Raw genomic sequence first — 24239 nt, forward strand, 5'->3', positions numbered from 1 at the left:
GAAAACCATGGCTGACGCCGTTTTGATCCCGGACTTCATTACTGCAACTCTGGGGTTTGCGGTGTATTTGTTGGGTGCCCGGATCAACGGCAAAGTCGCAGTTCTGAGGCAGTTCAATATTCCTGAACCGGTCACGGGCGGCCTTTTGGCTTCGCTCGTGGTTTTGCTTCTGTATCTCTTTGCCAATGTAGAACTGTCATTCGAGTTGCAGACCCGGGACGCTCTGCTGGTTCTGTTCTTTGCCGGGATCGGACTGAACGCGCGACTTTCTGACTTGATTGCCGGTGGTAAGCCTTTGTTGATCCTTCTGATTTTGACGCTTGTCACGATTGTTGCGCAGAACGTTATCGGCGCGGCAGGGGCTTCCTTGTTTGGCTATCCGGCGCAAGCTGGCGTTCTGTTCGGTTCGGCCGCGTTGATTGGTGGACACGGAACCGCAATCGCATGGGCACCCGAAGTTGCCAGCGCAACGGGTCTGGACGGTGCAACCGAACTTGGCGTTGCCGTGGCGACGCTCGGACTGGTGCTTGCTGCGCTGGTGGGTGGCCCCATCGCCCGTCTTCTGGTGGAAACACGAGGCCTGTCGCCGGACCGACCTGACGAAGAACATACGGTCGGACTGCCGGAAGAAACGACCGCAGCCACCGAAATTGACCATGTGACTATCATGCGCGTGCTGCTACATCTGAACCTTGCGATTATTCTGGGCTATGCGCTGGGCGAGGCGATTTCGGCCGCTGGGCTGAAACTGCCGCTGTTTGTGCCCTGTCTGATCATGGGCATCGTGATTTCGAATGTCCGAGCGGCCATCGCTCCGTCCGCGCCGCCGGTTGCACGGACACCGTCGCTGGCATTGCTGTCTGAATTTGCGCTTGGGGCCTTTCTGGCAATGTCACTGATGAGCTTGCAGTTGTGGACCATCGCGGAACTGGGTGTGGCAATTGCCGTGATCATGACGGCGCAAACGGTGTTTACGGTCGTCTTCGTGATTTGGGTATTGTTTCCCCTGATGGGCTCGAATTATCGCGGAGCGGTGCTGGCCGCGGGCTTCGGAGGCTTTGCCCTGGGTGCCACACCCACGGCGATTGCAAATATGACGGCAGTAACCAAGCGATATGGGCCGTCGCCTATTGCCTTTATCGTGCTGCCCCTTGTATCCGCCTTCTTTGTGGATATCGCCAATGCCATCGTCATTCAGACGATTGTGAACTTCTAAGGACCGACTATGCCCGACCTGCTGATCGAACTGTTTTCCGAAGAAATTCCCGCGCGGATGCAAACCCGTGCCGGTGAGGATCTGAAAAAGCGGATTACCGATGGTCTGGTCGAGGCCGGTTTGACCTATTCAAACGCGGCCGCACTGACCACACCGCGCCGCCTGACACTGGCGGTGGAAGGTCTGCTGGCGCAAAGCCCGACAATCCGGGAAGAGCGCAAAGGGCCCAAGGTTGGCGCGCCGGACAAGGCGATCGAAGGGTTCCTGCGGGGCGCGGGCCTGACCCGCGACCAACTGGAAGAGCGTGAGACACCCAAGGGCGCTGTCTATTTCGCCACCATCGAGAAACCGGGCCGCCCGGCCGCCGAGATCATTGCCGAAGTGCTGGAAGCCACCATTCGCAATTTCCCATGGCCCAAATCCATGCGTTGGGGCAGCGGCAGTCTGCGGTGGGTGCGCCCGTTGCATTCCATTCTGTGCATCTTGTCGGATGAATCAGGGGCGCAGGTTGTTCCGATGCAGGTCGATGGCATCCGTTCCGGTGACACCACGGCCGGTCATCGTTTCATGACCCCCAACCGGTTCTCGGTTACGTCTTTCGAGGACTATGCTGCCAAGCTGAAACGCGCATTCGTTTTGCTGTCACAGGATGAACGTGCCGAACACATCTGGAATGATGCGCAGAACATGGCTTTTGCCGCCGGTCTGGAAATCGTCGAAGACAAGGGACTGTTGGCCGAGGTTGCCGGGCTGGTGGAATGGCCTGTGGTGTTGATGGGGATAATCGACGAGGAATTCCTCGAATTGCCGCCCGAGGTGTTGCAGACCTCGATGAAAGAACATCAGAAGTTCTTTTCGGTGAAGAACCCAAAGACCGGCCGGATCGAGCGTTTCATCACCGTCGCCAATCGCGAAACCACCGACAACGGCGCGACCATTCTGGCCGGCAATCAAAAGGTGCTGTCGGCGCGTCTGGCCGATGCCAAGTTCTTTTGGGAAAACGACCTGCGCGTCGCCAAAACGGACATCGCCCAATGGACCCGCGCGTTGGAGAATGTGACCTTCCACAACAAGCTGGGCACGCAGGCCGAGCGTATTGATCGCATCGCTGCTCTGGCCCGTGAACTGGCCCCGGTGACAGGCGCGGATGCCGATCAGGCCGAAAAGGCTGCGCGTCTGGCCAAAGCCGATCTGAGTTCCGAGATGGTCTATGAATTCCCGGAACTTCAGGGGCTTATGGGGCGCTACTATATCAAAGCCGCAGGCGAAGACGCCGCCGTGGCCGCCGTAGCGCAGGAACATTATTCGCCTCTTGGCCCCTCGGATGACGTGCCGACCGCGCCACTGTCTGTAACCGTGGCTCTGGCCGACAAGCTGGACACGTTGACCGGATTCTGGGCGATTGATGAGAAGCCGACTGGATCGAAAGACCCGTTTGCGCTGCGCCGAGCGGCATTGGGGGTCGTAAGGCTAGTGTTGGACAACAATTTGAGAGTTGGCCTAACCTCTCGAACGATTGAGCGTCATTTGCTCGCTACTCTTATCGCGGTCAAAGGCAGTGAAGTACGTGCGAAAGGCGATGCTATTGGCCAAAGTGGGATAGCAGAATATCTGTCTAACGATCAGCTGAAGGAACTGGCTTACGCTGTCGTGGACAGCGATGGGGCGGCAACTGAAGAACAGCTTTTGGCACGACTGGACAAGGACAAGCTAAACCTCCTCTCCTTCTTCCACGACCGCCTCAAGGTCTTCCTCCGCGACGAGGGCATCCGCCACGACATCATCGATGCCTGCATCGCGATGGAGGGGAATGACGACCTCAACCTGCTGGTCAAACGCGCCCGCGCCCTGAATGCAGTGATCGCGACTGAAGATGGCGAGAACCTCGTGCAGGGGTTCAAGCGGGCCAACAACATCCTGACCCAGGCCGAGGAAAAGGACGGCGTGGAATACTCTTACGGTGCGGATGTGAAATTTGCCGAGACAGACAGCGAAAAGGCGCTTTTCGCGGCTTTGGATGGGGCGCAGACGCAAATCGACGTGGCCCTGAAATCCGAAGACTTCCCAACTGCAATGGCGGCGATGGCCGGGCTGCGCGGGCCGGTGGATGCGTTCTTTGAGGACGTACAGGTCAACACCGACAATGACGTGATCCGTCGTAACCGGTTGAACCTGCTCAGTCAGATCAGGCAGGTTTGTTCCAGCGTGGCCGATCTGTCGCGGATCGAAGGTTAAAACCTCGGGCACGCAGTGATGCGTGCCCACAACGCCCTTGCACGAAGGGCGCAAGCGCTTATGCTGCACGCAAATCAAAAGGTGCTGCAGTGCAGAATAATCCGCATACCACGCTCATTACATCCGATGCTCCGGTCACGGCCCATACCCATGGCGGGCGGGCCAAGTGTCTGCAACGGCTGGTCCGACTGGACCTGCCGGTGCCCCGGACCGTCGCCTTGTCGTTTGATGCGGTCCATCAGATTGCGGAAGGCGACGTTCCGAACCTTGACGCGATCCTTGAGCAATTCGATCCCACGACCTTGCTGTGCGTCCGACCAAGTTCTGAAGATCCCGACTGGGGTGGGCCCGGTGCGGTTCTAAACATTGGCATGAATGATGCACGCTATGTGGACCTGTCCGACACCATGGGGGCAGAGGCCGCTGCTGCGCTGTATCTAAGGTTCGTTCAAAGCTATGCGATTCACGTGGCGCGGCTGGACGCGGATGTGTTCGATGACATCGACATGGATGGCAGCGAAGGCTTGCGCCATTCCCTGCGCGCCTACGAAGATGAAACGGACGAAGCCTTCCCGCAGGACCGGGGTGAGCAGTTGATCGGGGTTTTGCGCTCGATGGCCCGTGCATGGGACGGGACATCCGCCCGGCTGCTGCGGCAGGCCAAGGGTGCCCCGGCAGATGCGGGTCTTGGGCTTGTCATTCAAGAGATGATCCCGGGCGTCGGGCAGGGTGAATGCGGATCAGGTGTGCTTCAACTGGTCGACTCGACCACCGGAATGCCGCAGATCACGGGGCGCTACCTGAGCCAGAGCCAGGGCCGGGATGCGCTGGGCGAAGATGTGGCAGCGCTGTTTCTTGAAAAAGACCCGCGAGGACCGTCGCTTGAAGAAGTCGCACCCAAGGCCTTTGCCGAGTTGAAAGAACAAGCCGCGCTGATGCGCGAAAAACTGCGCGAAGAAATGCAGGTCGAGTTCGTCATTCAAAACGGCAAAGTGCATATTCTGGATGGCGTCCGGGTTCAGAGAACGTCGCGCGCAGCGATGCGGATCGCCGTTCGTCTGGCTGAAGACGGGATCATACCGCCGCAAGAGGCGGTGATGCGTGTGGACCCCCATGCGTTGAATGAACTATTGCACCGGCAGGTCCATCCGGAAGCGCGGCGTGATGTGCTGACGACGGCCATCGGCGCCAGCCCGGGCGCCTCAACCGGAAAGATCGTGTTTACATCCGCAGAAGCGCAGGCCAGTGCCGCGCGCGGAGAGGCATGCGTTCTGGTCCGCCGCGAAACCTCGCCCGAGGATGTGCGTGGGATGCATGCCGCCGTGGCGGTTCTGACGGAAAAGGGCGGCATGACCAGCCACGCCGCCGTGATAGGTCGCGGACTTGGCCTGCCCTGTATCGTTGGTGCCTCAGACATGCGGTTCCAGACCAAAAAAAAGATGCTGACCGCACCCGATGGTCGTGTTTTCAAAACCGGCGATGTTCTGACCATCGATGGCAGTTCCGGTCAGGTGCTGGCAGGGCAGCCAGCCATGCTTGAGGCCGCGTTGGATGATTGTTTTCAGACATTGATGGCCTGGGCCGATGCCGAGCGTGATATTGACATCCGCGCCAATGCCGACACGCCGGCCGATGCGCAGACGGCGCGCAATTTTCAGGCTCAGGGGATCGGCCTGTGCCGGACGGAACATATGTTCTTTGAACCCGGTCGCCTGATCGTGATGCGCGAGATGATTTTTGCGCAAACGTCCTCGGGCAGGGCGGCTGTGCTGGAACGTTTGCTTCCGATGCAACGCGAAGACTTTGTTCAACTGTTCAGAATCATGGAAGGGCAGCCTGTCTGTATTCGCCTGTTCGACCCGCCCTTGCACGAGTTCCTGCCCACCACGCGCAGCGGTCAACGGGAATTGGCCGAGGCGCTGGATTTGCCGGTTTCCGATGTCGAACGCCGGGTCAATGCGATGACTGAATACAACCCGATGCTGGGTTTGCGCGGCGTTCGTCTGGGCGTAACGGTGCCGGAAATCTATGACATGCAAGCGCGCGCGATCTTTGAAGCCACGCTTGATGCCAGAAAGAACGGCGCCCCGGTCGTGCCCGAAGTGATGATCCCGCTGGTCTCTGCGAAACGAGAGGTCGAACTGGTCAAGTCCCGCATCGATTCGGTGGCGGCCGCGGTCGCGTCAGAACGAGGGCAGGAATTTGAATATCGGCTGGGTGTGATGGTTGAAACCCCGCGTGCCTGTCTGCGCGCAGAAGAGATCGCCCCGCAGACCGCGTTTATGAGTTTCGGTACCAATGACCTGACGCAGATGACATATGGTCTGTCCCGCGACGATGCTGGCCGTTTCATGTCCGCCTATGTTCGCCAGGGTGTCTTCGGCGAAGATCCGTTCCACGTTCTTGATCCGGATGGGGTCGGGGAATTGCTGAAGCTGGGAGCCGAGCGGGGACGAGCCGCAAAACCGGATGTAACCCTGTCCGTTTGCGGAGAACACGGCGGAAACCCCGAATCAATCGCCATTTGCAGGGATCTGGGGTTCGACTATGTTTCGTGTTCGCCGTTCCGGGTTCCTGTCGCTCGGCTGGCTGCCGCTCAACTGGCGATTTCCTCCAGACTTGGGGGTTGACAGGGGCTGAAAACCCAAGGATTAGTGGGTTGTCAGAATACTCGCAGGCGAAATTTATCTTCGCTGCGGGCAAGATTCCACTTGCATTTTCCGAATGACTGGACCTTTGCGCTCGATTGCGTTAGATGCCTCGTCGCGCCCGCCGGGGGAGGGTATGGCGCGTGAAGTGCCTGTGCGAGGTTATCTGATGCTACGTTACATAATGGCTGTTGCCACAATGGCGGCAACCGTGCTGCCGAGTGCGTCCTTCGCCGAGAGGGAAGCAATTGATACTGCAAAGAAAGAACTTGTCGCCCGCAGCGAATTGCCGGCGCAAAGCTTTCGCGACTATTTCAAACTGTTCCAGCCGCGCAAGGCGGCCAAACCTGTTGAAGTAACATACTCCAAGGATTGGCTTGACCAACAGCCCAAGGCGACCGGTGACGAAAACTGGAAGTGCCTGTCCGAGGCGCTGTACTTCGAAGCGCGAGGCGAAAGCGTGCGTGGTCAGTTTGCGGTGGCCGAGGTTATTCTGAACCGGGTCAAAAGCAGCCGCTTTCCAAGCTCACTGTGTGGTGTGATCCGCCAGGGCACCGGCAAGAAATACCAGTGCCAGTTCACCTATACATGTGACGGTCGCAAAGAGGTCATCCACGAGAAGAAAGCCTATGAGCGCGTGTCCAAGGTCGCTCGGGCGGCCATTGATGGTATCGGCCATGAGCTGACCGAAGGGGCGACCCATTACCACACGACCGCGGTTCGGCCATCTTGGTCGCGGGTCTATAAACAGACTGCGCGGATCGGTGTGCACATTTTCTACCGCCACAACTATCGGACAGCGAGCAACTGATTGACGCACCCGCGCTGGAAGCTTGATGGCGCGTGGCAGGTCGCAGTCTATATTACGGGCCAGGAGGCCCGTAATGCTTTTCACCCGACGACACATTCTGAAAACAGCCGCCGCAGTCGCCATTTTGCCGGTCGCGGCCGAGGCTGGTTATCCGCCGCTCAAGGCGCGTCTGAGCCGACAGCGCGTTGCGCCCGATGGGTTTCCTGACACGACGGTCTGGAGTTACGGTGACACAGTCCCCGGTACGATCATAAAGATCGATCAGGGCGCACGCGTTCAGCGCAAGCTGGTGAATGACCTTCCCCAACCCACATCGGTGCATTGGCACGGAATACGCATCGATAACGCCATGGATGGTGTGCCCGGCCTGACGCAGGATGTTGTCGAACCGGGCGGCACTTTTGACTATGATTTCGTTGTCCCGGATGCGGGCACCTATTGGTACCACGCGCACAACCAGTCGATGGAACAAGTTGCCCGCGGGCTTTACGGGCCGCTGATCGTTGCAGAGGCCACGGCACCGGATGTCGATCAGGATCTGGTGCTGATGTTGGATGATTGGCGGTTGAACCCTGAGACCGCGCAGATAACGGATGATTTCGACAATGGCCATGATCTGAGCCATGCAGGTCGGATTGGGAACATCCTGACCGTCAACGGATCATTCGATCCCGCGTTTGCGGTACGCAGAAACGAGCGACTGCGACTTCGATTGGTCAACGCGTCCAATGCCCGGATATTTGATCTGGATCTTGATGGTCTTTCGGGGTGGATCGTCGCCTTGGATGGAATGCCCGTGGAAACACCGCTGCGGCTGTCGGGCTCTTTCCCGCTAGCACCTGCGCAGCGTGCGGATCTGATTGTGGATGTCGTCACCGAGGGCGAAACGGCAAGCCTGGTCAGCGTCGAAAGAGATGGTTCCTTTGGGCTGGCACGGTTCGAGGTTGGTGGATACGCTGCCGGGGCGCACAGGCACGGCGTGTCAGCATTGCCGTCTAACCCTTTGCCTGAGATCGGAAATCTTCAAAATGCCAGAACGCACCGGATGGTTCTGCAAGGTGGCGCAATGCGCTGGCTGGAAAGCGCCCGGCTGGGTGAAACGGAACTGTCAGGCCGCGAGCTGGCGCAGTTGGGCAAATTCTGGGCACTGAACGGTTACGCCGAGCGCCCCGAAGATCCGTTTCTGGATGCGGCCGTCGGTAGTTTGCACAGGATCGAGTTCGTGAATGAAACCGCATTTCCGCACGCAATGCATCTGCACGGGCATCACTTCCGGCTGATCATGGACGATGGCTCTCTGGGCCCCTGGCGTGATACCGTTCTGGTCGGGCGGGGACAGGCGCGCCAAATCGCATTGATCGCGGACAATCCCGGCAACTGGTTGCTGCATTGTCATATGCTTGGGCATGCTGCTTCGGGGATGATGAGCTGGTTTCGGGTCTCGTGACGCCGCATTCGGCGGTTGGAATGGCGCTTGTTTGAATGCTATAGGCCCTCGCGACGCCTATAGTAGGCAAACTATGCAACGAGCCCGAAAAGGCCTGACCCATGAGTTCTGAAATCCGTCTGGCATTCGCACACCCGTCCGAACGGTCCGAGGCGACGTCTCCTCGGGGGCCGTTGGATCGTATCTCGTTGCGCGACCATATCGTCGAAGTCGAAATTGGCGCCTTCCAGGCCGAGCGGGGAACAACCCAGCGGATCTGCTTCAACATCGTGGTCGAAGTCCGGCCTCTGACGGACCCGATTGATGATGATGTGGATCGCATCCTTTCATATGACCGCGTAACGGAATCCATCGCCTATGAGCTGGCAGCCGAGCGCCTGAACCTGCTTGAGACATTGGCCGAACGCGTTGCGGAACGCATCCTGCTTGAACCTCAGGCTGTAAGAGTCTTTGTTCGCATCGAAAAACTGGATCGGGGCCCGGGTGCGTTGGGGGTTGAGATCGTGCGCGGAAAAGACTCGGTCCATCATGAGGTGGCCGAAGAAGAACGTCCGCACCCCCGCCTTGTCTTCCTGTCGAATGACGCCATCGCCTCGGAGAACCTGAAGGGTTGGATCGATCAGTTGGAGAACCGCCAGCGCCCGCTGATCCTGTGTGTCGGGGCGTCCGACCTGGCCGCTCCGCAAACGGGTCATGCGATGACGCAACGCCGAATTGACCTGTTGGCAATTGAACAGAATGCCTGGGTTCTGGCGGCACGGGATCATCGCTGTGTGGTGGTTTCGACGCGGACCGAATTGGATTGGGCGATGAAGAATGGCCAGATCTGTGTCTGGGCCCCATCCAAGATCGTACTGGATGCCGTTGACGGCCCGTCTGCCGCCCCGTCGGATGCCGTGGCGCTGGCTGCATGGTTCGCGGCGACCTTTGAAGCGAGCGAAATGATGGTGATCGGCGGCGCATTGCCGACGGAACCCAAAACGCCCTTGCGCGCTGTTGCGGTGGATCAGGCCCAGCTGTGAGAACCTATTTCAGACCACTGGTCCAGCATGGAGCGACCCGTCCCACAGGCGCTGTGCCGCTGGCGGGCCAACCCCTTTGGTTCACTCATGCCGAGGCCCTGCGGCGCGGGTCCGAACCCGAAATCGTCGCGGCCTCGGACGTTCCGTCAGATTACCTGAGCCGTTTGAGCCAACTGCGGGCTGACGTGACGGGCCTTGATATGCAGCTGCCTCATATCATGGGGATTCTGAATGCCACGCCGGACAGTTTCTCGGATGGCGGTGTTCACAGCTCGGTAGATGCTGCTCGCGTGGCTGCGGTGAATATGGTGGCGCAGGGTGCCACGATTCTGGATATCGGCGGAGAGTCCACCCGTCCGGGTGCGGATTTTGTCCCGGCCGGGGAAGAGATCGCGCGAACCCGCCCGTTGATCGAAGCGATCCGGTCGGAAACAGGCGCTTTGATTTCCATCGATACACGAAAGGTCGATGTCGCCAAGGCTGCCTGCGCGGCCGGGGCAGGGTTGGTCAACGATGTCTCGGGCTTCACCTTCGATCCGGCGTTGGCACCGTTCTGTGCCGCGCATGGAGTGCCTGTCTGTGTCATGCACATGCAGGGTGATCCGGCGACGATGCAGATCAATCCGCGATACGACAATGTATTGCTGGATGTTTACGATTTTCTCGAAGGCCAGATCGCGTTGCTGGAACGTCTTGGCCTGAGCCGCGATCAGGTCGTTGTGGATCCTGGGATCGGGTTTGGGAAGACCGAGGATCATAACCTGACCCTTCTGCGCAATCTCAGCCTGTTCCACGGCTTGGGCTGCCCGATCCTGCTGGGCGTGTCGCGCAAGGGCTTTATTGGTAGCATCGGAAAAGAGCCTCGCAAGACTGCCCGCGCGCCGGGATCAATCGCGGTGGCTCTGGCGGGATTGTCTCAGGGCGTGCAGATCATCCGCGCTCATGACGTGGCCGAGACCTCTCAGGCCTTGCGCCTATGGGCTGCTGTCCGGTAATCCGGTCGCACAGCAAATCACGGAGTGACACCTATGCGCAAGCTGTTCGGAACCGACGGGGTGCGGGGCACCGCCAACACGCATCCGATGACGGCAGAGATGGCGTTGCGTATCGGGGCCGCTGTCGGGCGGTATTTCCGACGGGACGCGACAGGGGTGCACCGGGTTGTCATCGGCAAGGATACGCGTTTGTCCGGCTATATGCTGGAAAACGCGCTGACGGCCGGTTTGACGTCCACTGGAATGAACGTGCTGCTGCTGGGGCCCGTTCCGACGCCCGCCGTTGGCCTCATGACGCGGTCCATGAGGGCTGATCTGGGCGTCATGATCTCGGCCAGCCACAACCCTGCCGAAGACAACGGAATCAAGTTCTTTGGGCCGGACGGCTATAAACTGTCCGATCAGGCCGAGGTCGAGATCGAAAGGCTGATCGACGAAGGCGTCAGACCCGCCCAGGCGCAGAATATCGGCCGGGCACGCCGGGTTGATGACGCACGGTTTCGCTATGGCGAACGTGTGAAATCGTCGTTGCCGCGGAACGTCAGTCTGGATGGTTTGAAGGTGGTGATCGATTGTGCGAACGGCGCAGCCCACCGCACCGCGCCAGAAGTTCTGTGGGAGCTGGGCGCAGAAGTGATCCCCGTGGGAATCGCGCCCAACGGCAAGAACATCAATCTCAACTGCGGATCGACCAAGCCACAACTGGCCGCAGAAACCGTTGTCGCGCATGGCGCCGATGTGGGCATTTGTCTGGACGGCGACGCGGACAGGGTGGTTGTGGTCGACGAAACCGGTCAGGTGGCTGACGGCGATCAGCTGATGGCTTTGCTGGCGACGGCATGGAAGAAATCGGGCCAGTTGAAGGGCGACGCCCTGGTCGCGACCGTCATGTCCAACCTGGGCCTGGAACGCCACCTGACAGCGCAAGGGTTGCGTCTGGAGCGAACGGCCGTCGGTGATCGCTACGTGGTCGAACGGATGCGTGAAGGTGGGTTCAACCTTGGTGGGGAACAGTCCGGCCACATCGTGATGAGCGATTATGCCACCACCGGTGATGGGTTGATGGCAGGGCTGCATTTCCTGGCGGAAATGGTTCTGTCGGGGCGCAAGGCATCTGATCTGTCCAAGCAGTTCGAAACCGTTCCGCAGTTGCTGAAGAATGTGCGCTATTCCAGCGATCAAACACCGTTGGAGGTTCAAAGTGTTCAGGCGGCTATCGCCGATGCCGAGGCGCGGCTGAACGGGCAGGGCCGGTTGTTGATCCGCAAATCCGGGACCGAGCCTCTGATCCGCGTGATGGCTGAATGCGAAGACGATGGGTTGCTGACACAAGTTGTCGACAGCATCGTGGCAGAGGTCGAAGCCGCCACAAGCTAGTGCCCGAACAGAACCTTGCGCAGGCTGAACCATTGACTGATGGCCATGCCTGTCAGGATCAGCGCAAGGGCGATGAAAAAGCGCAGGGGCAGGGCCTCGGACAGAATCCAGGCGCCGAATACCATTGACCAGATGGGTACCTGATAGTTCACCAGTGTCAGAAACACGGAACCTGCGCTGCGGGTGATGGACACGCGCAGCAGGGTGGCGAACGCCGTTGGCACCAAGCCCAGCACGATCAGAGCAAGTGTGGGGCGCGTGCCTTGCCATTTGGGCAAGCCTTCGGTCATCAGCATGATTGGCACCAACAACGCAGCCCCAACCAGCAGGGTCAGCGCAGCAAGCGCCAACGGGTCGACAGGCGGACAGCGACGGGTCAAAACCGACGAAGACGCATAGCACAATGCGGCAGTGATACAGGCCAATTGGGCTAGGGGTTCGGCCCCTTGGCCAAGCTGTGCCAGACCGGGGCCGATCAATACCAAAGCTCCCGAGAAGCCCAAACACACGCCCAGCAGGCGACGTAGATTGAGCGGCTCATCAGAAAAGAAATGCGCAAGTGGCAATACCATCAGCGGAATGGCGGCCATGGATAGCCCCGCAAAGGCTGATGGCACGAATTGCTGCCCCCAGCTGAGCAGCATGAAGGGTACGGCAGTAGACAGCACGCCGATAAGGACAATCGAAACACTCAGCGCCGGCGTCAGAACCGGCAGCTTGCGACCGGTCGCCCTCATCATCAGCAACAGGGTAACTGCGCCCAGCGTAGTTCGTGAGGTGGCAACGGTGATTGGGCCATACCCTTCAAGTGCCATGGCAACGACCATGAAGGTCGCGCCCCAGATCAGGCCAAGCGTGAAGACGCCGCTCCAGTCCTGTTTTGTCGGCTGTTGAACCATTGATTGTCCTGTCGGAACGCGCGGGTGCGCCAGAAATTAAACCTGACCGGCTGTTTATGTGCCTTGCCGGGCCTTTATTCAAACGAAAAGGGCGGCCACATGGGCCGCCCTGTGACAGGCTTCCGCCCTTCTTAGTTCTTTTCTTTGTCGACCATCTTTCCGGCCGAGATCCACGGCATCATGCCGCGCAGCTTGGCGCCGGTTTCCTCGATCATATGCTCGTCATTGGCACGGCGCGCCGCTTTGATGGTCGGCTGGCCAACTGCGTTTTCCAGCATGAAGTCACGAACGAATTTACCCTGCTGGATGTCGTTCAGAACCTCTTTCATGCGCGCTTTGGTCTCGTCGTATTTCAGGATACGCGGCCCGGTGACGTACTGGCCGTATTCGGCGGTGTTCGAGATCGAATAATCCATGTTGGCGATGCCGCCTTCATAGATCAGGTCAACGATCAGCTTCACTTCGTGCAGACACTCGAAATAGGCCATTTCAGGGGCGTAACCGGCTTCGACCAGAGTTTCAAAGCCGCAGCGGATCAGTTCGACCAGACCACCGCACAGAACGGCCTGTTCGCCGAACAGGTCGGTTTCGCATTCTTCCCGGAAGTTGGTTTCGATGATGCCCGAGCGGCCGCCACCGATGGCCGAGCAGTAGGACAGGCCGATTTCCAGCGCCTTGCCGGTTGCATCGTTGTGGACAGCGACCAGGCAGGGCACGCCGCCGCCTTTGGTGTATTCGCCGCGCACGGTGTGGCCGGGGCCCTTGGGGGCCATCATGATGACGTCGACGCCTTCTTTCGGCTCGATCAGGCCGAAGTGGACGTTCAGGCCGTGGGCAAAGGCGATAGCCGCGCCCGGCTTGATGTTGTCGTGGACGTATTTTTTGTAGGTTTCGGCCTGAAGCTCGTCGGGCATGGTGAACATGATCACGTCACACCAGGCGGCCGCCTCGGCGATGCCCATGACTTCCAGGCCCTCGGCTTCGGCTTTCTTGGCCGAAGGCGAACCTTCGCGCAGCGCGATGACCAGGTTCTTCGCGCCTGAATCGCGCAGGTTCAGCGCGTGCGCGTGACCTTGCGAGCCATAGCCCAGGATAGCCACTTTCTTGTCTTTGATCAGGTTGATATCGCAATCGCGATCGTAATAGACGCGCATTTCGCCGGTCCTTTCTGGTTTGATTGCGGCGGTTGTATCTGCCTGTTCGCGCAATGGCGATAGGGTTGGGCTTGAGTATTTGCGAAAAAGATGAAGAATAATTCGCGCTAATCGGAGAATGTGAAAAAATCATGCTTGATGATATTGATCGGCGCATTCTGCGCCACTTTCAAGCAGACCCGAGCCTGACAACAGCGGAACTGGCCGATCTTTGCCGGATCAGCGCGGGCGTTTGCTGGCGGCGAATCGAAAAGATGCAGGCCGCAGGGATCATCGAAGGTCAGGAGGCCGTGATAGACTGGGCCGCGATGGGATATGCCGTCGAGGTTTCGCTTCGGATCACGCTCGACAAGACGCAGGCCCGAGCTTTCGACGATTTCACGCAGGCGGCGCGTGACGTGGCAGAGGTGATCGAAATCCAGACCTTTCTGGGTCGTGTCGATGTTCGTCTTTCCGTCATTGCAAGAGACATGAAGCACTATCAGCAGCTTTATCGCGACCGGATTCTGACCCTGCCGCATATTGCTGATATCGAAGCCCTTATGCACATCGCGCGGGTCAAGCGGGACGAGGTGCTGCCGGTATGATCGAGCTGGATGAGATTGATCGCCGTCTTCTTCGCGCGCTGCAACAGGATGCCACGCAAAGTGCCGGAGCATTGGGGCGCAGGTTCGGGTTATCCCAACCCGCCACCTGGCGTCGCATTCGCCGGCTGGAAGAGGCAGGAATAATCAAGGGCCGTCGGCTGCGTCTGAATGCCGAGGCGCTGGGATTCGGTGTGACAGTCTTTCTGGGCATCAAGCTGGGGCGCAAGGGCCAAGTCAGCCTTGAAGATTTTGAGCGCGCTGTCAGTGCCGTTCCCGAGGTGCAGACCGTCGAGCACGTGCTGGGGCTGTATGATTATCGACTGCGTGTCGTGGCCCGGGACCTGGCCGATTTCGAACGTGTTTTGCGGCGCCGGATCATGACTCTGCCAGGTGCAGGCGACGTCGAGGCCAACGTTCTGCTGAGCGAAGAACGTCTGCCCGGTCCCATCGGCTGAACAGAGTCAGTACTTGGTGCGGATGCAATAGCCCGGATGATGCGTCATACGCGCAAAGGTAAGCGGCCTGTCTTCTTTCCAGGTGGTGCGCTCCATTTGAATCATGGATGTTCCCGCCGTGGTGCCCATGAATTCTGCAAGTCGCGCATCTGCGGAAATGGCGCAGAAAGCGACTTCGGCATCGGTGAAAGGTGCGGCCGTCAACAGCCATTCATGTGGCCCCTGTTCGAACAGGTCGGCGTCCTCCACATCAGGTACGGCCTCGATGTTGATCCACCGTTCTTCCATCTGAAAGGGCCGATTGTCCGCATAGTGCATACAGATTACATGTAGAACACGCGCGTCCGGTGCCACGCTGATCTGCGAGGAAAGCCATCCAGGGCTGGTGACGACATTCCTTTCAACAAGCGCATAACGATAGTTTGCATTCTGGCTTTCGACCACTTGCCGCGCCAGTGACAATTCGAGTTTGGCGTGTTTGCTGGGCTCTTTCTTGACACGTGTGCCGCTCTTGCGTTTGCGCTCGACAAAGCCCTGGTCGGCCAGTTCTCTCAAGGCTCTGTTCACAGTGGCCCGGGCGCAATTGAACTCCTCTGCCAGCTGGGTCTCCGTCGGCAAAAGCGATCCTTGTGGCCAGACACGGCTTTCAATGCGTCGTTTTACTTCGTCTCGAACGAACTGGAAGCTGATCCGCTTTTGTATCGTCACGGGTGAATCTATCCCTTCAAGTATAAAGTGTGCGCATCTGTTCAGAAGCAAGTAGAAGTGTAAAGGGGAAGTGACACTGGTTGGCGTCATTTTCGTGCTTTCACGAATTTAAGCGAAAAAAATTAAGTGTTTGTTAAGCTTTACGTTGGGTCAAATTTTACCGCGAAGGGGCTTTACCCGCACTGACAAAGCGGACAAGACTTCGAAAACGCTTTGGAGAGGATGCGCCATGCCAGGCTTGCTGGAAACCGTTGACCCGAACGGGCTCGAAGAATTCTCGGTCGTATTTACGGACCGCTCGCTGAACCATATGTCGCAGAAGTTTCAGCAGGTGATGCGCGACATTTCGGATATGTTGAAGGGCGTGTACAACGCGGATGGCGTCGCCGTTGTTCCCGGCGGTGGAACCTATGCCATGGAAGCGGTCGCCCGACAGTTCGCGCGCGGCGCAGATGTGCTGGTGGTTCGCAATGGATGGTTCTCGTACCGGTGGAGCCAGATCATTGAAAGCGGGTCTCTGACAAACTTGACCACGGTCATGAAGGCGCGCGAGACTGGCAATTCCAGCCCATCGCCTTTTGCGCCTGCTCCGATCGAAGAGGTCGTCGCCGCGATTCGCGAACAAAAGCCCGGTGTTGTTTTTGCTCCGCATGTTGAAACGTCGGCGGGGGTTATTCTGCCGGGTGACTATGTGACCGCGCTGGCAAGCGCGGCGCATGAGGTGGGTGCGTTGATGGTGTTGGATTGCATTGCGTCGGGTTGCGCCTGGGTGGACATGAAAGCCACCGGTGTCGATGTTCTGATCTCGGCGCCGCAGAAAGGGTGGAGCGCTTCGCCATGTGCCGGTCTGGTTATGTTGTCTGAACGCGGAGAGGCACGTCTGGAGCAGACCAGTTCCGACAGTTTCGCCCTTGATCTGAAGAAATGGCGGCAGATCATGCAAGCCTATGAAAACGGCGGCCACGCCTACCACGCCACGATGCCGACCGATGCGTTGCTGGCCTTCCGCGACACCATGGCAGAGACACGTGAATACGGGTTCGAAAAGTTGCGTGCGGCGCAGTGGGCGCTGGGTGACGGTGTGCGATCGATGCTGAAGGACAAGGGTGTCGTTTCGGTTGCGGCCGACGGTTTCGGCGCGCCCGGAGTTGTGGTCAGCTACACCTCGGATCCCGAAATCCAGAACGGCAAGAAATTTGCGGCACTTGGCATGCAGATTGCCGCGGGTGTTCCGTTGCAATGTGATGAGCCCGAAGGGTTCAGCACGTTCCGGTTGGGTCTGTTCGGGCTCGACAAGCTGTACGACGTGGACGGCACCATCGCGCGTTTGAAACGGGTGCTGGATCAGGTTCTGTAAGCGGACCGGGCCTTAGCGAACGCCAAGGCCCATCTGCATCAAAGTCTTGCGCACTGGTGGCAGGGAATAGAGCGCGCTCAGCCCCATCGCCCGTGCATCTCGCAGCGGCCGCGTCTCAATCATCGAGGCGCGGTTCAGCAGATCAATGCCTTTGACGCGCATCTCGATCTCGGTGTGACGGGCCTTGTGATAGGCACCCAGCATCTGCTCGTCTCCCAGACCTTCGGGCCGGGCCTGTGCCAATTCCAGCAGGCAACGCAGGTCGCCCAGAGACATGTTCAATCCTTGTGCCCCGATGGGAGGCACCACATGCGCCGCCTCGGCCATCAGCGCGATGCGTTCACCCGCCAGCCGTTCCGCCGATTGGCTGATGATGGGCCAGATCGTTCTGCGGGATGCTAATTTCAGCGGGCCGAACAACCCGCAGGACCGAGAGGTCATGGCGGCCTCGAATGCCTCGGGTTCCAGGTTCAGGAGTTCAACGGCCTTCGGTCCGCGTTCCATCCAGACGATGGCGGACGAGGGCTGCCCGTTCCAGTCCGGCAGTGGCACCAGCGTGAACGGCCCCCCGGATCTGTGAATTTCGGTCGAAACATTCTCGTGTGGAATTGGGTGCGTCACCGCAAATGCCAGCGCCTTTTGCCCATATCGTGTTGTGTGCACCTTGATGCCGGCTGCTTCGCGCATTGGCGAGTTGCGACCATCGGCAGCAAGCACAAGCTTGCACCGGACGCGGCTGCCATCACTCAGGCCCACGCGGGCCTCGGCGGTTCGGGTGAAAAGGCTTGTGGTCGCGGTGCCGGTGCGGAAATCGACATTGGGCAATTCAGCCAGTCGCGCCACCATTTCTCGGCGCAGCAACCAGTTGGGCAGGTTCCAACCGAAAGGGTGGTCAGAAATGTCGGCTGCGTTGAAGTCGCGGACAACGCGCGGCTCGGGCACGTCGCCCCCCGCGTCAACGATCCGCATGATTTGCAACGGGGCCGCCTGTGCATCCAGTCTTGCCCACAGACCGCATTGTTCCAGCAGGCCGCGCGCAGGCTGCAAAAAAGCCGTGGTGCGCAGATCTGACCCGTCCACGTCCCGCTCGGTGATTGGAGGGCTCGGATCAACGCAGATCACTTCAAAACCTGCCGTTCCGAATACCGCCGCGGCGGTCAGACCGGCGATCCCGCCACCGGAAATCAGGATGTCACAGCTGTCGGACATGGCGCCTCTCATCATTCTGGGCAGAACCTAGTTCGGATCTGCCCCGAGTGCCAAGTGACATCCTGTCCCGTATTTCAGCCCCGTGAAATCAGGATGAGGATCAGAAACATCAGCGGCACCATCATAAGGGCAGGGATGTAGAGGCCGGGAAGGCCGAACAACATGATGGAACAGCCCCACATGCTGAAAATCGCAGCAGTGGTGTAATACAAGTCTTCTGCCTTGGCGTTGACCGCGTCGCGCGCCAGCCATCCAAAGACGGGAATTGCAAAGAAAATGCGCTGCCAAATCGGCAGGCGCAGCGGCATGTCAATCGCGCTCATCGGGGTCTCCATCTGTTCGTCGCTGACGCGCATATAGGTATGCAGATGCAGGTGCGGAACGTGCAGATCGTCGCACTGTGACAGGCTATCGCAGGCGGGCCAAAAACGCGGTCAGATCGTCCGTATGGTGATGAATGTGATCGGCTTCATGCGGGTCAGGGGCAACATGCACCGTACGCATTCCCATCTCGTGCGGGGCCGCAAGATTGCGTGGGTCATCTTCGAACATGGCCGCCATTTCGGTCTGAAGACCGTCTTTTTCAAAAATCGCTTCGAACGCAGCTTTTTCGGGTTTTGGTCGGTACCCTGCATGTTCAACACCGTATATCGCGTCGAACAGGCCTGTCAGGCCGCGTGCCTCAAGGACCCGTTCCGCATAGGGCGCGCTGCCGTTGGTGTAGACGATCCGCCGGCCGGGAAGGGCGCGGATATGATCGGCCAGTTCCGCATCCGGGTCCATGTGGCTCATGTCAACCTGATGTACCGCGTGCAGGTAGGGGTCGGGGTCCAGATCATGTTCGGCCATCAACCCGGCCAGCGTGGTCCCGTATTCCCGCCAGTAATGCGCGCGCAGCCGGTCGGCCTCGGCCCGGTCAACACCGATGGCTTGCACCACATAATCCGTCATCAGAACTTCTATCTGATCGAACAGCCGCATATGCGGTGGGTATAGGGTGTTGTCCAGATCGAACACCCATTGTGTGACATGACTAAACGAAGGTTTGACCATGGCTTGGGTTTAGGGCGCAGTCGGTCGGTTTTCAATGCTGTACTTGATCGCCGCCCCCTGTCACGGCTAGACATGTCCGAACGAGGAGACAAACGATCCCATGAGCCAGACCCGATCCCCGACCAAGGACGCCTACAGCCTTATCCTGGAAGCCATCGATGTGGGCGTCTATAAGCCCGGTGATCGGTTGGTCGAAAGCGAACTGGCAGAGCGTTTCGGAGTGTCACGCACCCCGATCCGCGAAGCGTTGCAACGGTTGGAAACCCAGTCTTTGCTGGAACGGGACGGGCGGTCGTTGATCGTCGCATCCCTGGATCACAACCAGATGGCCGAGCTTTACATCGTGCGCCGGGAACTTGAGGGGCTGGCTGCGCGCCTTGCCGCAAAACACGCCACCGAAGAAGAAATCAAGGTTCTTCAGGACATGGTCGTCGAAGATGACAAGCTGATCGATGACCCAACGGCCTTGTCGCGCGCCAACCGACGGTTTCACGAACAGATTCATCTGGCGTCACACAACCGCTATCTGGTTCAGCAGCTTGATCTGGTTCACCGGACGATGGCCCTGATGGCGACCACTTCGCTGGCAGTTCAGGGGCGTGGTGAGATTGCGCAAAGTGAGCATAAGGGAATCGTCGATGCCATCGCAGCCCGAGACGAGGAGGCTGCAGGGCAGGCGTTGAAGGAACATATTTCGGTCGCCTTCATGACGCGTCTGAAACAGGATGCCAGTCGTCGCGACAAATGAACGTCAGGTCAGCGGAACGTCTTCGCTGGCCTGCCCGTGTTGGGTTTTGTCCCAAAAAAACGGATTTGTCGCCAGTTCCCACAGGGCTTTGTAGCCGGCAACCACCCCCAGAGGGAAATACAAACACATCGTCGGAACCCACGGCAGCAAAAACCGACGTTCACGCGCGGATACAGCGATGATCCCGACGCATATATTCAGGGCCTCGGTCGCCAGAAACAGGCAGATCAGCGCCGTCGTGATCTGCTGCGGCAGGATCTGCTCCATCGGATTGGGTATACCCAGGGCGTATAGCCAGAAAACCCATAGAACGGGGGCCAGCAGGAACTGACCCAGAGTGCCCAGAAAAAATGCCTGCAGGCCGATAAACTTGGCCGCACCCAAATCAGCATACAGTTTCCGCGGGTCCCGCATGTGCACAAGATAGGTGACCATGAACCCCTTGAGCCAGCGTGAGCGTTGCTTCACCCACGGCCAGGCACGGAAATTCGCCTCTTCGAAGGTGGCGGTGTCCACCATCTCGGTCCGGTAACCCGCCCGGCAAAGCCGCACGCCCAAATCGGCATCTTCGGTGACATTGTGGGCGTCCCAGCCGCCCAGTTCAAACAGCTTTTCGCGGCGGAAAAAGAACGTCGTTCCCCCAAGCGGGACGACCAGCACCATACGTGCGATGCCCGGCAGGATCACGCGAAACCAGCTGTTGTATTCGATGGTGAAACAGCGCGACCGCCAGTTCGTGCGGGGGTTGTAGTAATCCAAAACACCTTGCAGGCAAACCACCTCGGGCGAAGCTTGGGTGAAATGCGCAACCACACGTTCAATCTGATCCGGCTGTGGTGCGTCTTCGGCATCCCAAACGCCAACGATGTCACCGCGGCAAAAGTCCAGCGCGTAATTCATGGCGCGCGGTTTGGTGGTCAACCCGTTCAGTTCGGGGACTTCAACAACACGCATCCAACTGGGCAGAGCCACTCGCGCAAGGGCGTCGCGCGTCACGTCATCCGTCGCCTCAAGCACGAGAATGACGTCCAGCAGCGCTTTGGGATAGGTCAACCTTTGAAGCCGTTGCACCAGAGCATTCGCGATTTCTCGCTCCTTGTACAACGGCACCATGATGGACACGCAGGGGTGACGCAGCGCGATCGCCGCCTCTGTTGGCTCGGTCGGCTTTTTCATGCGGTCGCTGAGGCAGGCCAGGGCGCCCATTATCCGAAAGGCTGCAAAAAGAACCAAACTGCCTACGGCCGCGCTCAACAAAACCATCAATCCAAACGAAGGGAACAGGGCGAAAAGACACAGCACACCCAGCGTTGTTGCTGATGATACGAGCCGGGACCCGGCGGTCCAGTTGCGGCAGCTTTGTGCTGCGTTCACACGGGTTTCGGCCGCTTTTGCGAGTGTCCGCGAGAAGTGCTGTGCAATGACCCTGTCTATGTGATGAGAATCCGCAAGAACGGGCAGGATGGAATAGTCGCAATCCTGCATCTCGGCTGCCACGGTTGCAAAACGATCGGGCCGGGCAGTGGCGACCAAAAGCAACGGGCCGATGCGCATCCAAGGGATAACATTGTGCTCAAGCCAGAAGTCCACCGGCTTCAGGTCACACAATCCGGGCATCGGTGGAATTTGTTCGAGGTCCGCGATCTGCCACCCGAACTGCGTGGACAGAGCTTTCAGAACGTCCTGCCTGGTGGCATACCCCTCGCCAACCAGAATCTCGCCAAGCGGCGCTTTCTGCCTAGTCTGCAAGCTCAACGCATGGTCCAGTTGCGAGCACGTGATGACATTGGCTTCCAGCAGGCAAGTGCCCAGCGGTTTGCGAAATCCGGGCGCCGGGATCGGGGACGCGTTTGTAAAATCCTGAAGGTTAAGTTCAACCATTAAAAAACCCTGGCACAGTTACCTGCGCTCAGGGTTGATCAAACAAGGTTAATGTGCCGTTAACTCTGGTAACTTAAGGGTTTATGCCTGCCCTTTTTTCTTTTCCATCGCTTCGGCGAAACGTTCGAACAGGTAAAAACTGTCCTGGGGTCCGGGCGACGCTTCGGGGTGGTATTGTACCGAGTATACAGGTCTGTCAGTCATGCGAATCCCGCAGTTCGAGCCGTCAAACAGCGATCTGTGGGTCTCGACCACGCCTTCCGGCAAAGATTGTGCGTCCACGGCAAAACCGTGATTCATCGAAGTGATTTCGACCTTGCCGGTTTCCAGATCCTTGACCGGATGGTTCGCGCCGTGGTGGCCGTGGTTCATCTTGACTGTCTGACCGCCCAACGCCAGCGCAAGCATCTGGTGGCCAAGGCAGATACCAAAGACGGGCAGATCGGTTGTGTCCAGAATTTCCTTGATCATCGGCACAGCATAGGCACCCGTTGCGGCCGGGTCGCCGGGACCGTTCGACAGGAAAACGCCATCCGGCTGATGGGCCAGCGCTTCGGCAGCGGTTGCCGTTGCTGGCAGCACGGTTACATCACATCCAGCCGACGCGAGACAGCGCAGAATATTGCGCTTTGCTCCATAGTCGACAGCCACGACTTTGTGGGCGGGGGCCTCTTGCCGCTTGTATCCTTCCGGCCACGCCCAGCGCATTTCATCCCAGCGGTAGCTTTGGGCACAGGTGACATCCTTGGCCAAGTCCATCCCCTCCAGCCCGGCAAAGCCGCGGGCCGCAGCTACCAGTTCTTCGATGTCGAAATTACCCTCGGGATCATGAGCCAGCGCCACATGCGGCGCGCCTTGCTGGCGAATGGCGCGGGTCAGACGGCGGGTATCGACGCCGCCGATGGCGATGCGTCCACGGCGGGCAAGCCAGCCCTTGAGTTCTTCGGCCGAGCGCCAGTTGGACGGCTGGGTCGGATCCCATTTGACGACCATGCCAGCGGCAACCGGATCAGCGGTTTCGTCATCTTCGGGGTTCACGCCGACATTGCCGATATGGGGGAAGGTAAAGGTGACGATCTGCCCGGCATAGGATGGATCGGTCATGATTTCCTGATATCCGGTCATCGCTGTGTTGAAGCAGAGTTCTGCCACGGTCTGTCCGGTTGCACCGAAACCGATGCCGTAAAACAGCGTTCCGTCGGCCAATGCCAGACATGCGGTGGGCTTGGACGGGGCGTTCTGGGCCATGGCGCGACTCTCCTGCAAGGTAAACCGGCGCATACCTAAGGGGGTTAAGCGCTTGGGTCAAGTCTGTTCAATTTTTGGGCTATCGTTATTTTTCAATGGGTTAAGCTTGTTCGCCCCTGGTTGTAACGCGCTTTTTGTTTAGATATGTTCGGGGTTCCGTTGTCATGGGGATGGACAAGCCAAATGGACATGCGATCACGGGTGAATGCCGCCCTGAAGCAAGCAATGAAAGACAAGGCAGCCGAGCGTCTGTCGACACTGCGGTTGATCAACGCGGCCATCAAGGACCGCGACATCGCCGCGCGCGCCTCGGACAATGAAGAAGTCAAAGGCTGTGGTGATGCAGAGGTGCTTGAAATTCTTGGAAAAATGACCAAGCAACGCAAGGAAAGTGCGCGCGCCTATGAAGAGGGTGGTCGCCTGGACCTAGCCGAGCGCGAGATGCAGGAAGTCGCCGTCATCGAAGAGTTTCTGCCCAAACAGTTGGATGATGATGAGGTGTCAAAGGCGATTCAGGCTGCAATCACTTCGACCGGTGCCGGTTCCATTCGCGACATGGGCAAGGTGATGGGCGAGTTGAAAACCCGTTATACCGGACAGATGGATTTCGGCAAGGTCGGGCCTATGGTCAAGGACCACCTCTGCGCCGCGTCAAACGGCGACTGCTGAGACATCAGGCTGAAACACCTACTGCGCGACAGGGTCGCGCAGTTTCCTGGCCAAATCGTCATAGAGCGTGATGCGCTCATCTTCCGACAAAAACGCCCCGATTTCTACTTCACGCCCGTCTCCGACGAGCGTGACATAGTGTGGAACCGGGCCGCCTCTTTCGTACATTTCAGGTCGTGCCCAATAGCGATTGCACGACCATTCCTGTTGGTCTTTGCCCGGAGTGTGATGCACCAGGCGGGCTTGTGAACCGGACAAGGTGAAAACCTCAAACGCACTGCGCGCGCGATAGTTCGCCTGAATCGCCAGCCAAAGCCCAAGCACCGTCAACAGCAGAAACGGTAACAGGCCCCACAACACGACCGACCCAAGCACGGCCAACAATGGGATCAAACCGAACAGAAATACGGACAGGATGGCAATCATCGCCCCACGTCGCGGCAGTGAGTTATGCGGCCAGAGGCGCAGTTCCTGTTCGGTCTCGGATGTCTGATTCCATTTGTACGGCATACCGGAAACA

At 58.8% G+C, this 24239-nt stretch carries 22 protein-coding genes; 13 read left to right on the forward strand and 9 right to left on the reverse strand.

Annotation, left to right across the window (positions count from 1 at the left end; genetic code table 11):
* The first annotated feature begins 7 nt into the window (after positions 1-7).
* The 8 genes from gltS to glmM all read left to right on the forward strand — a co-directional run bounded on the left by gltS (position 8) and on the right by glmM (position 11751).
* Entirely contained in the window at positions 8-1216 is a 1209-nt protein-coding gene (gene gltS, locus GS614_RS14170; protein WP_171119581.1) for a sodium/glutamate symporter, read from the forward strand.
* A 9-nt stretch (positions 1217-1225) separates the two neighbouring features.
* Positions 1226-3451: a glycine--tRNA ligase subunit beta gene (gene glyS / locus GS614_RS14175; protein ID WP_171726605.1), complete on the forward strand. Its 2226-nt coding sequence runs from the start codon at positions 1226-1228 to the stop codon at positions 3449-3451.
* A gap of 89 nt (positions 3452-3540) precedes the next feature.
* Positions 3541-6081 carry a putative PEP-binding protein gene (locus GS614_RS14180; RefSeq protein ID WP_152457617.1) on the forward strand — a complete coding sequence of 847 codons (2541 nt, stop codon included), beginning with the start codon at positions 3541-3543 and terminating at the stop codon, positions 6079-6081.
* Between the two features lie 154 nt (positions 6082-6235).
* Positions 6236-6910 carry a cell wall hydrolase gene (locus GS614_RS14185; protein WP_253285376.1) on the forward strand — a complete coding sequence of 225 codons (675 nt, stop codon included), beginning with the start codon at positions 6236-6238 and terminating at the stop codon, positions 6908-6910.
* Positions 6911-6983: 73 nt separating this feature from the next.
* A complete protein-coding gene (locus GS614_RS14190) occupies positions 6984-8357 on the forward strand; it encodes a multicopper oxidase family protein (protein WP_171726606.1) in 1374 nt (457 codons plus the stop codon).
* A gap of 101 nt (positions 8358-8458) precedes the next feature.
* Positions 8459-9379, forward strand: a complete 921-nt coding sequence (locus GS614_RS14195; protein WP_152457620.1) for a dihydroneopterin aldolase — start codon at positions 8459-8461, stop codon at positions 9377-9379.
* Positions 9376-10374 carry a dihydropteroate synthase gene (gene folP / locus GS614_RS14200; RefSeq protein WP_171726607.1) on the forward strand — a complete coding sequence of 333 codons (999 nt, stop codon included), beginning with the start codon at positions 9376-9378 and terminating at the stop codon, positions 10372-10374. Before GS614_RS14195 ends, folP begins: the two co-directional genes overlap by 4 nt.
* A gap of 33 nt (positions 10375-10407) precedes the next feature.
* Positions 10408-11751, forward strand: a complete 1344-nt coding sequence (gene glmM, locus GS614_RS14205) for a phosphoglucosamine mutase (protein ID WP_171228515.1) — start codon at positions 10408-10410, stop codon at positions 11749-11751.
* Here glmM and GS614_RS14210 read toward each other — a convergent pair.
* Both GS614_RS14210 and ilvC read right to left on the reverse strand, forming a co-directional pair.
* Positions 11748-12650 carry a DMT family transporter gene (locus GS614_RS14210; RefSeq protein ID WP_171363191.1) on the reverse strand — a complete coding sequence of 301 codons (903 nt, stop codon included), beginning with the start codon at positions 12648-12650 and terminating at the stop codon, positions 11748-11750. The genes glmM and GS614_RS14210 overlap by 4 nt on opposite strands.
* Positions 12651-12781: 131 nt before the next feature.
* Positions 12782-13804 carry a ketol-acid reductoisomerase gene (gene ilvC / locus GS614_RS14215; RefSeq protein WP_171170636.1) on the reverse strand — a complete coding sequence of 341 codons (1023 nt, stop codon included), beginning with the start codon at positions 13802-13804 and terminating at the stop codon, positions 12782-12784.
* Between the two features lie 131 nt (positions 13805-13935).
* Between ilvC and GS614_RS14220 the strand changes: the two genes are divergently transcribed.
* Both GS614_RS14220 and GS614_RS14225 read left to right on the forward strand, forming a co-directional pair.
* Positions 13936-14391 carry an Lrp/AsnC family transcriptional regulator gene (locus GS614_RS14220; RefSeq protein WP_171119589.1) on the forward strand — a complete coding sequence of 152 codons (456 nt, stop codon included), beginning with the start codon at positions 13936-13938 and terminating at the stop codon, positions 14389-14391.
* Entirely contained in the window at positions 14388-14846 is a 459-nt protein-coding gene (locus GS614_RS14225) for an Lrp/AsnC family transcriptional regulator (protein ID WP_152457626.1), read from the forward strand. The genes GS614_RS14220 and GS614_RS14225 overlap by 4 nt, the downstream gene beginning before the upstream one ends.
* Positions 14847-14852: 6 nt before the next feature.
* Here the strand turns inward: GS614_RS14225 and GS614_RS14230 are convergent, their stop codons facing one another.
* Positions 14853-15554 carry a GntR family transcriptional regulator gene (locus tag GS614_RS14230; RefSeq protein ID WP_371809403.1) on the reverse strand — a complete coding sequence of 234 codons (702 nt, stop codon included), beginning with the start codon at positions 15552-15554 and terminating at the stop codon, positions 14853-14855.
* Between the two features lie 229 nt (positions 15555-15783).
* Between GS614_RS14230 and GS614_RS14235 the strand changes: the two genes are divergently transcribed.
* A complete protein-coding gene (locus GS614_RS14235) occupies positions 15784-16911 on the forward strand; it encodes an aminotransferase class V-fold PLP-dependent enzyme (RefSeq protein ID WP_171726609.1) in 1128 nt (375 codons plus the stop codon).
* A gap of 12 nt (positions 16912-16923) precedes the next feature.
* On the opposite strand, the gene GS614_RS14240 is transcribed toward GS614_RS14235, so the two are convergent.
* From GS614_RS14240 to GS614_RS14250, 3 genes are all read right to left on the reverse strand, one after another.
* Complete coding sequence (locus GS614_RS14240; RefSeq protein ID WP_171726610.1) at positions 16924-18120, reverse strand: UbiH/UbiF family hydroxylase; 1197 nt, start codon at positions 18118-18120, stop codon at positions 16924-16926.
* A 74-nt stretch (positions 18121-18194) separates the two neighbouring features.
* On the reverse strand, positions 18195-18443 hold the full coding sequence (locus GS614_RS14245; RefSeq protein WP_171206858.1) for a hypothetical protein: 249 nt from the start codon (positions 18441-18443) through the stop codon (positions 18195-18197).
* An 85-nt stretch (positions 18444-18528) separates the two neighbouring features.
* Complete coding sequence (locus tag GS614_RS14250; protein WP_171726611.1) at positions 18529-19173, reverse strand: pyrimidine 5'-nucleotidase; 645 nt, start codon at positions 19171-19173, stop codon at positions 18529-18531.
* A gap of 100 nt (positions 19174-19273) precedes the next feature.
* Here GS614_RS14250 and GS614_RS14255 point away from each other — a divergent pair, with 100 nt between their 5' ends.
* A complete protein-coding gene (locus GS614_RS14255) occupies positions 19274-19921 on the forward strand; it encodes a GntR family transcriptional regulator (RefSeq protein ID WP_152457632.1) in 648 nt (215 codons plus the stop codon).
* A gap of 3 nt (positions 19922-19924) precedes the next feature.
* Here GS614_RS14255 and GS614_RS14260 read toward each other — a convergent pair whose 3' ends face one another.
* Both GS614_RS14260 and carA read right to left on the reverse strand, forming a co-directional pair.
* Complete coding sequence (locus GS614_RS14260) at positions 19925-21802, reverse strand: glycosyltransferase (protein WP_171726612.1); 1878 nt, start codon at positions 21800-21802, stop codon at positions 19925-19927.
* Between the two features lie 81 nt (positions 21803-21883).
* The gene (gene carA / locus GS614_RS14265; protein ID WP_171726613.1) at positions 21884-23050 is read right to left on the reverse strand and encodes a glutamine-hydrolyzing carbamoyl-phosphate synthase small subunit; all 1167 of its coding nucleotides are present in this window, start codon (positions 23048-23050) and stop codon (positions 21884-21886) included.
* A gap of 183 nt (positions 23051-23233) precedes the next feature.
* Between carA and GS614_RS14270 the strand changes: the two genes are divergently transcribed.
* Positions 23234-23719, forward strand: coding sequence for a GatB/YqeY domain-containing protein (locus tag GS614_RS14270; protein ID WP_152457635.1), 486 nt, complete (start codon positions 23234-23236; stop codon positions 23717-23719).
* An 18-nt stretch (positions 23720-23737) separates the two neighbouring features.
* Here GS614_RS14270 and GS614_RS14275 read toward each other — a convergent pair whose 3' ends face one another.
* A complete protein-coding gene (locus tag GS614_RS14275) occupies positions 23738-24229 on the reverse strand; it encodes a DUF2244 domain-containing protein (protein ID WP_171119599.1) in 492 nt (163 codons plus the stop codon).
* Positions 24230-24239 lie beyond the last annotated feature (10 nt).

Source organism: Ruegeria sp. HKCCD6604, assembly GCF_013110635.1.
Classification (GTDB): Bacteria; Pseudomonadota; Alphaproteobacteria; order Rhodobacterales; family Rhodobacteraceae; genus Ruegeria.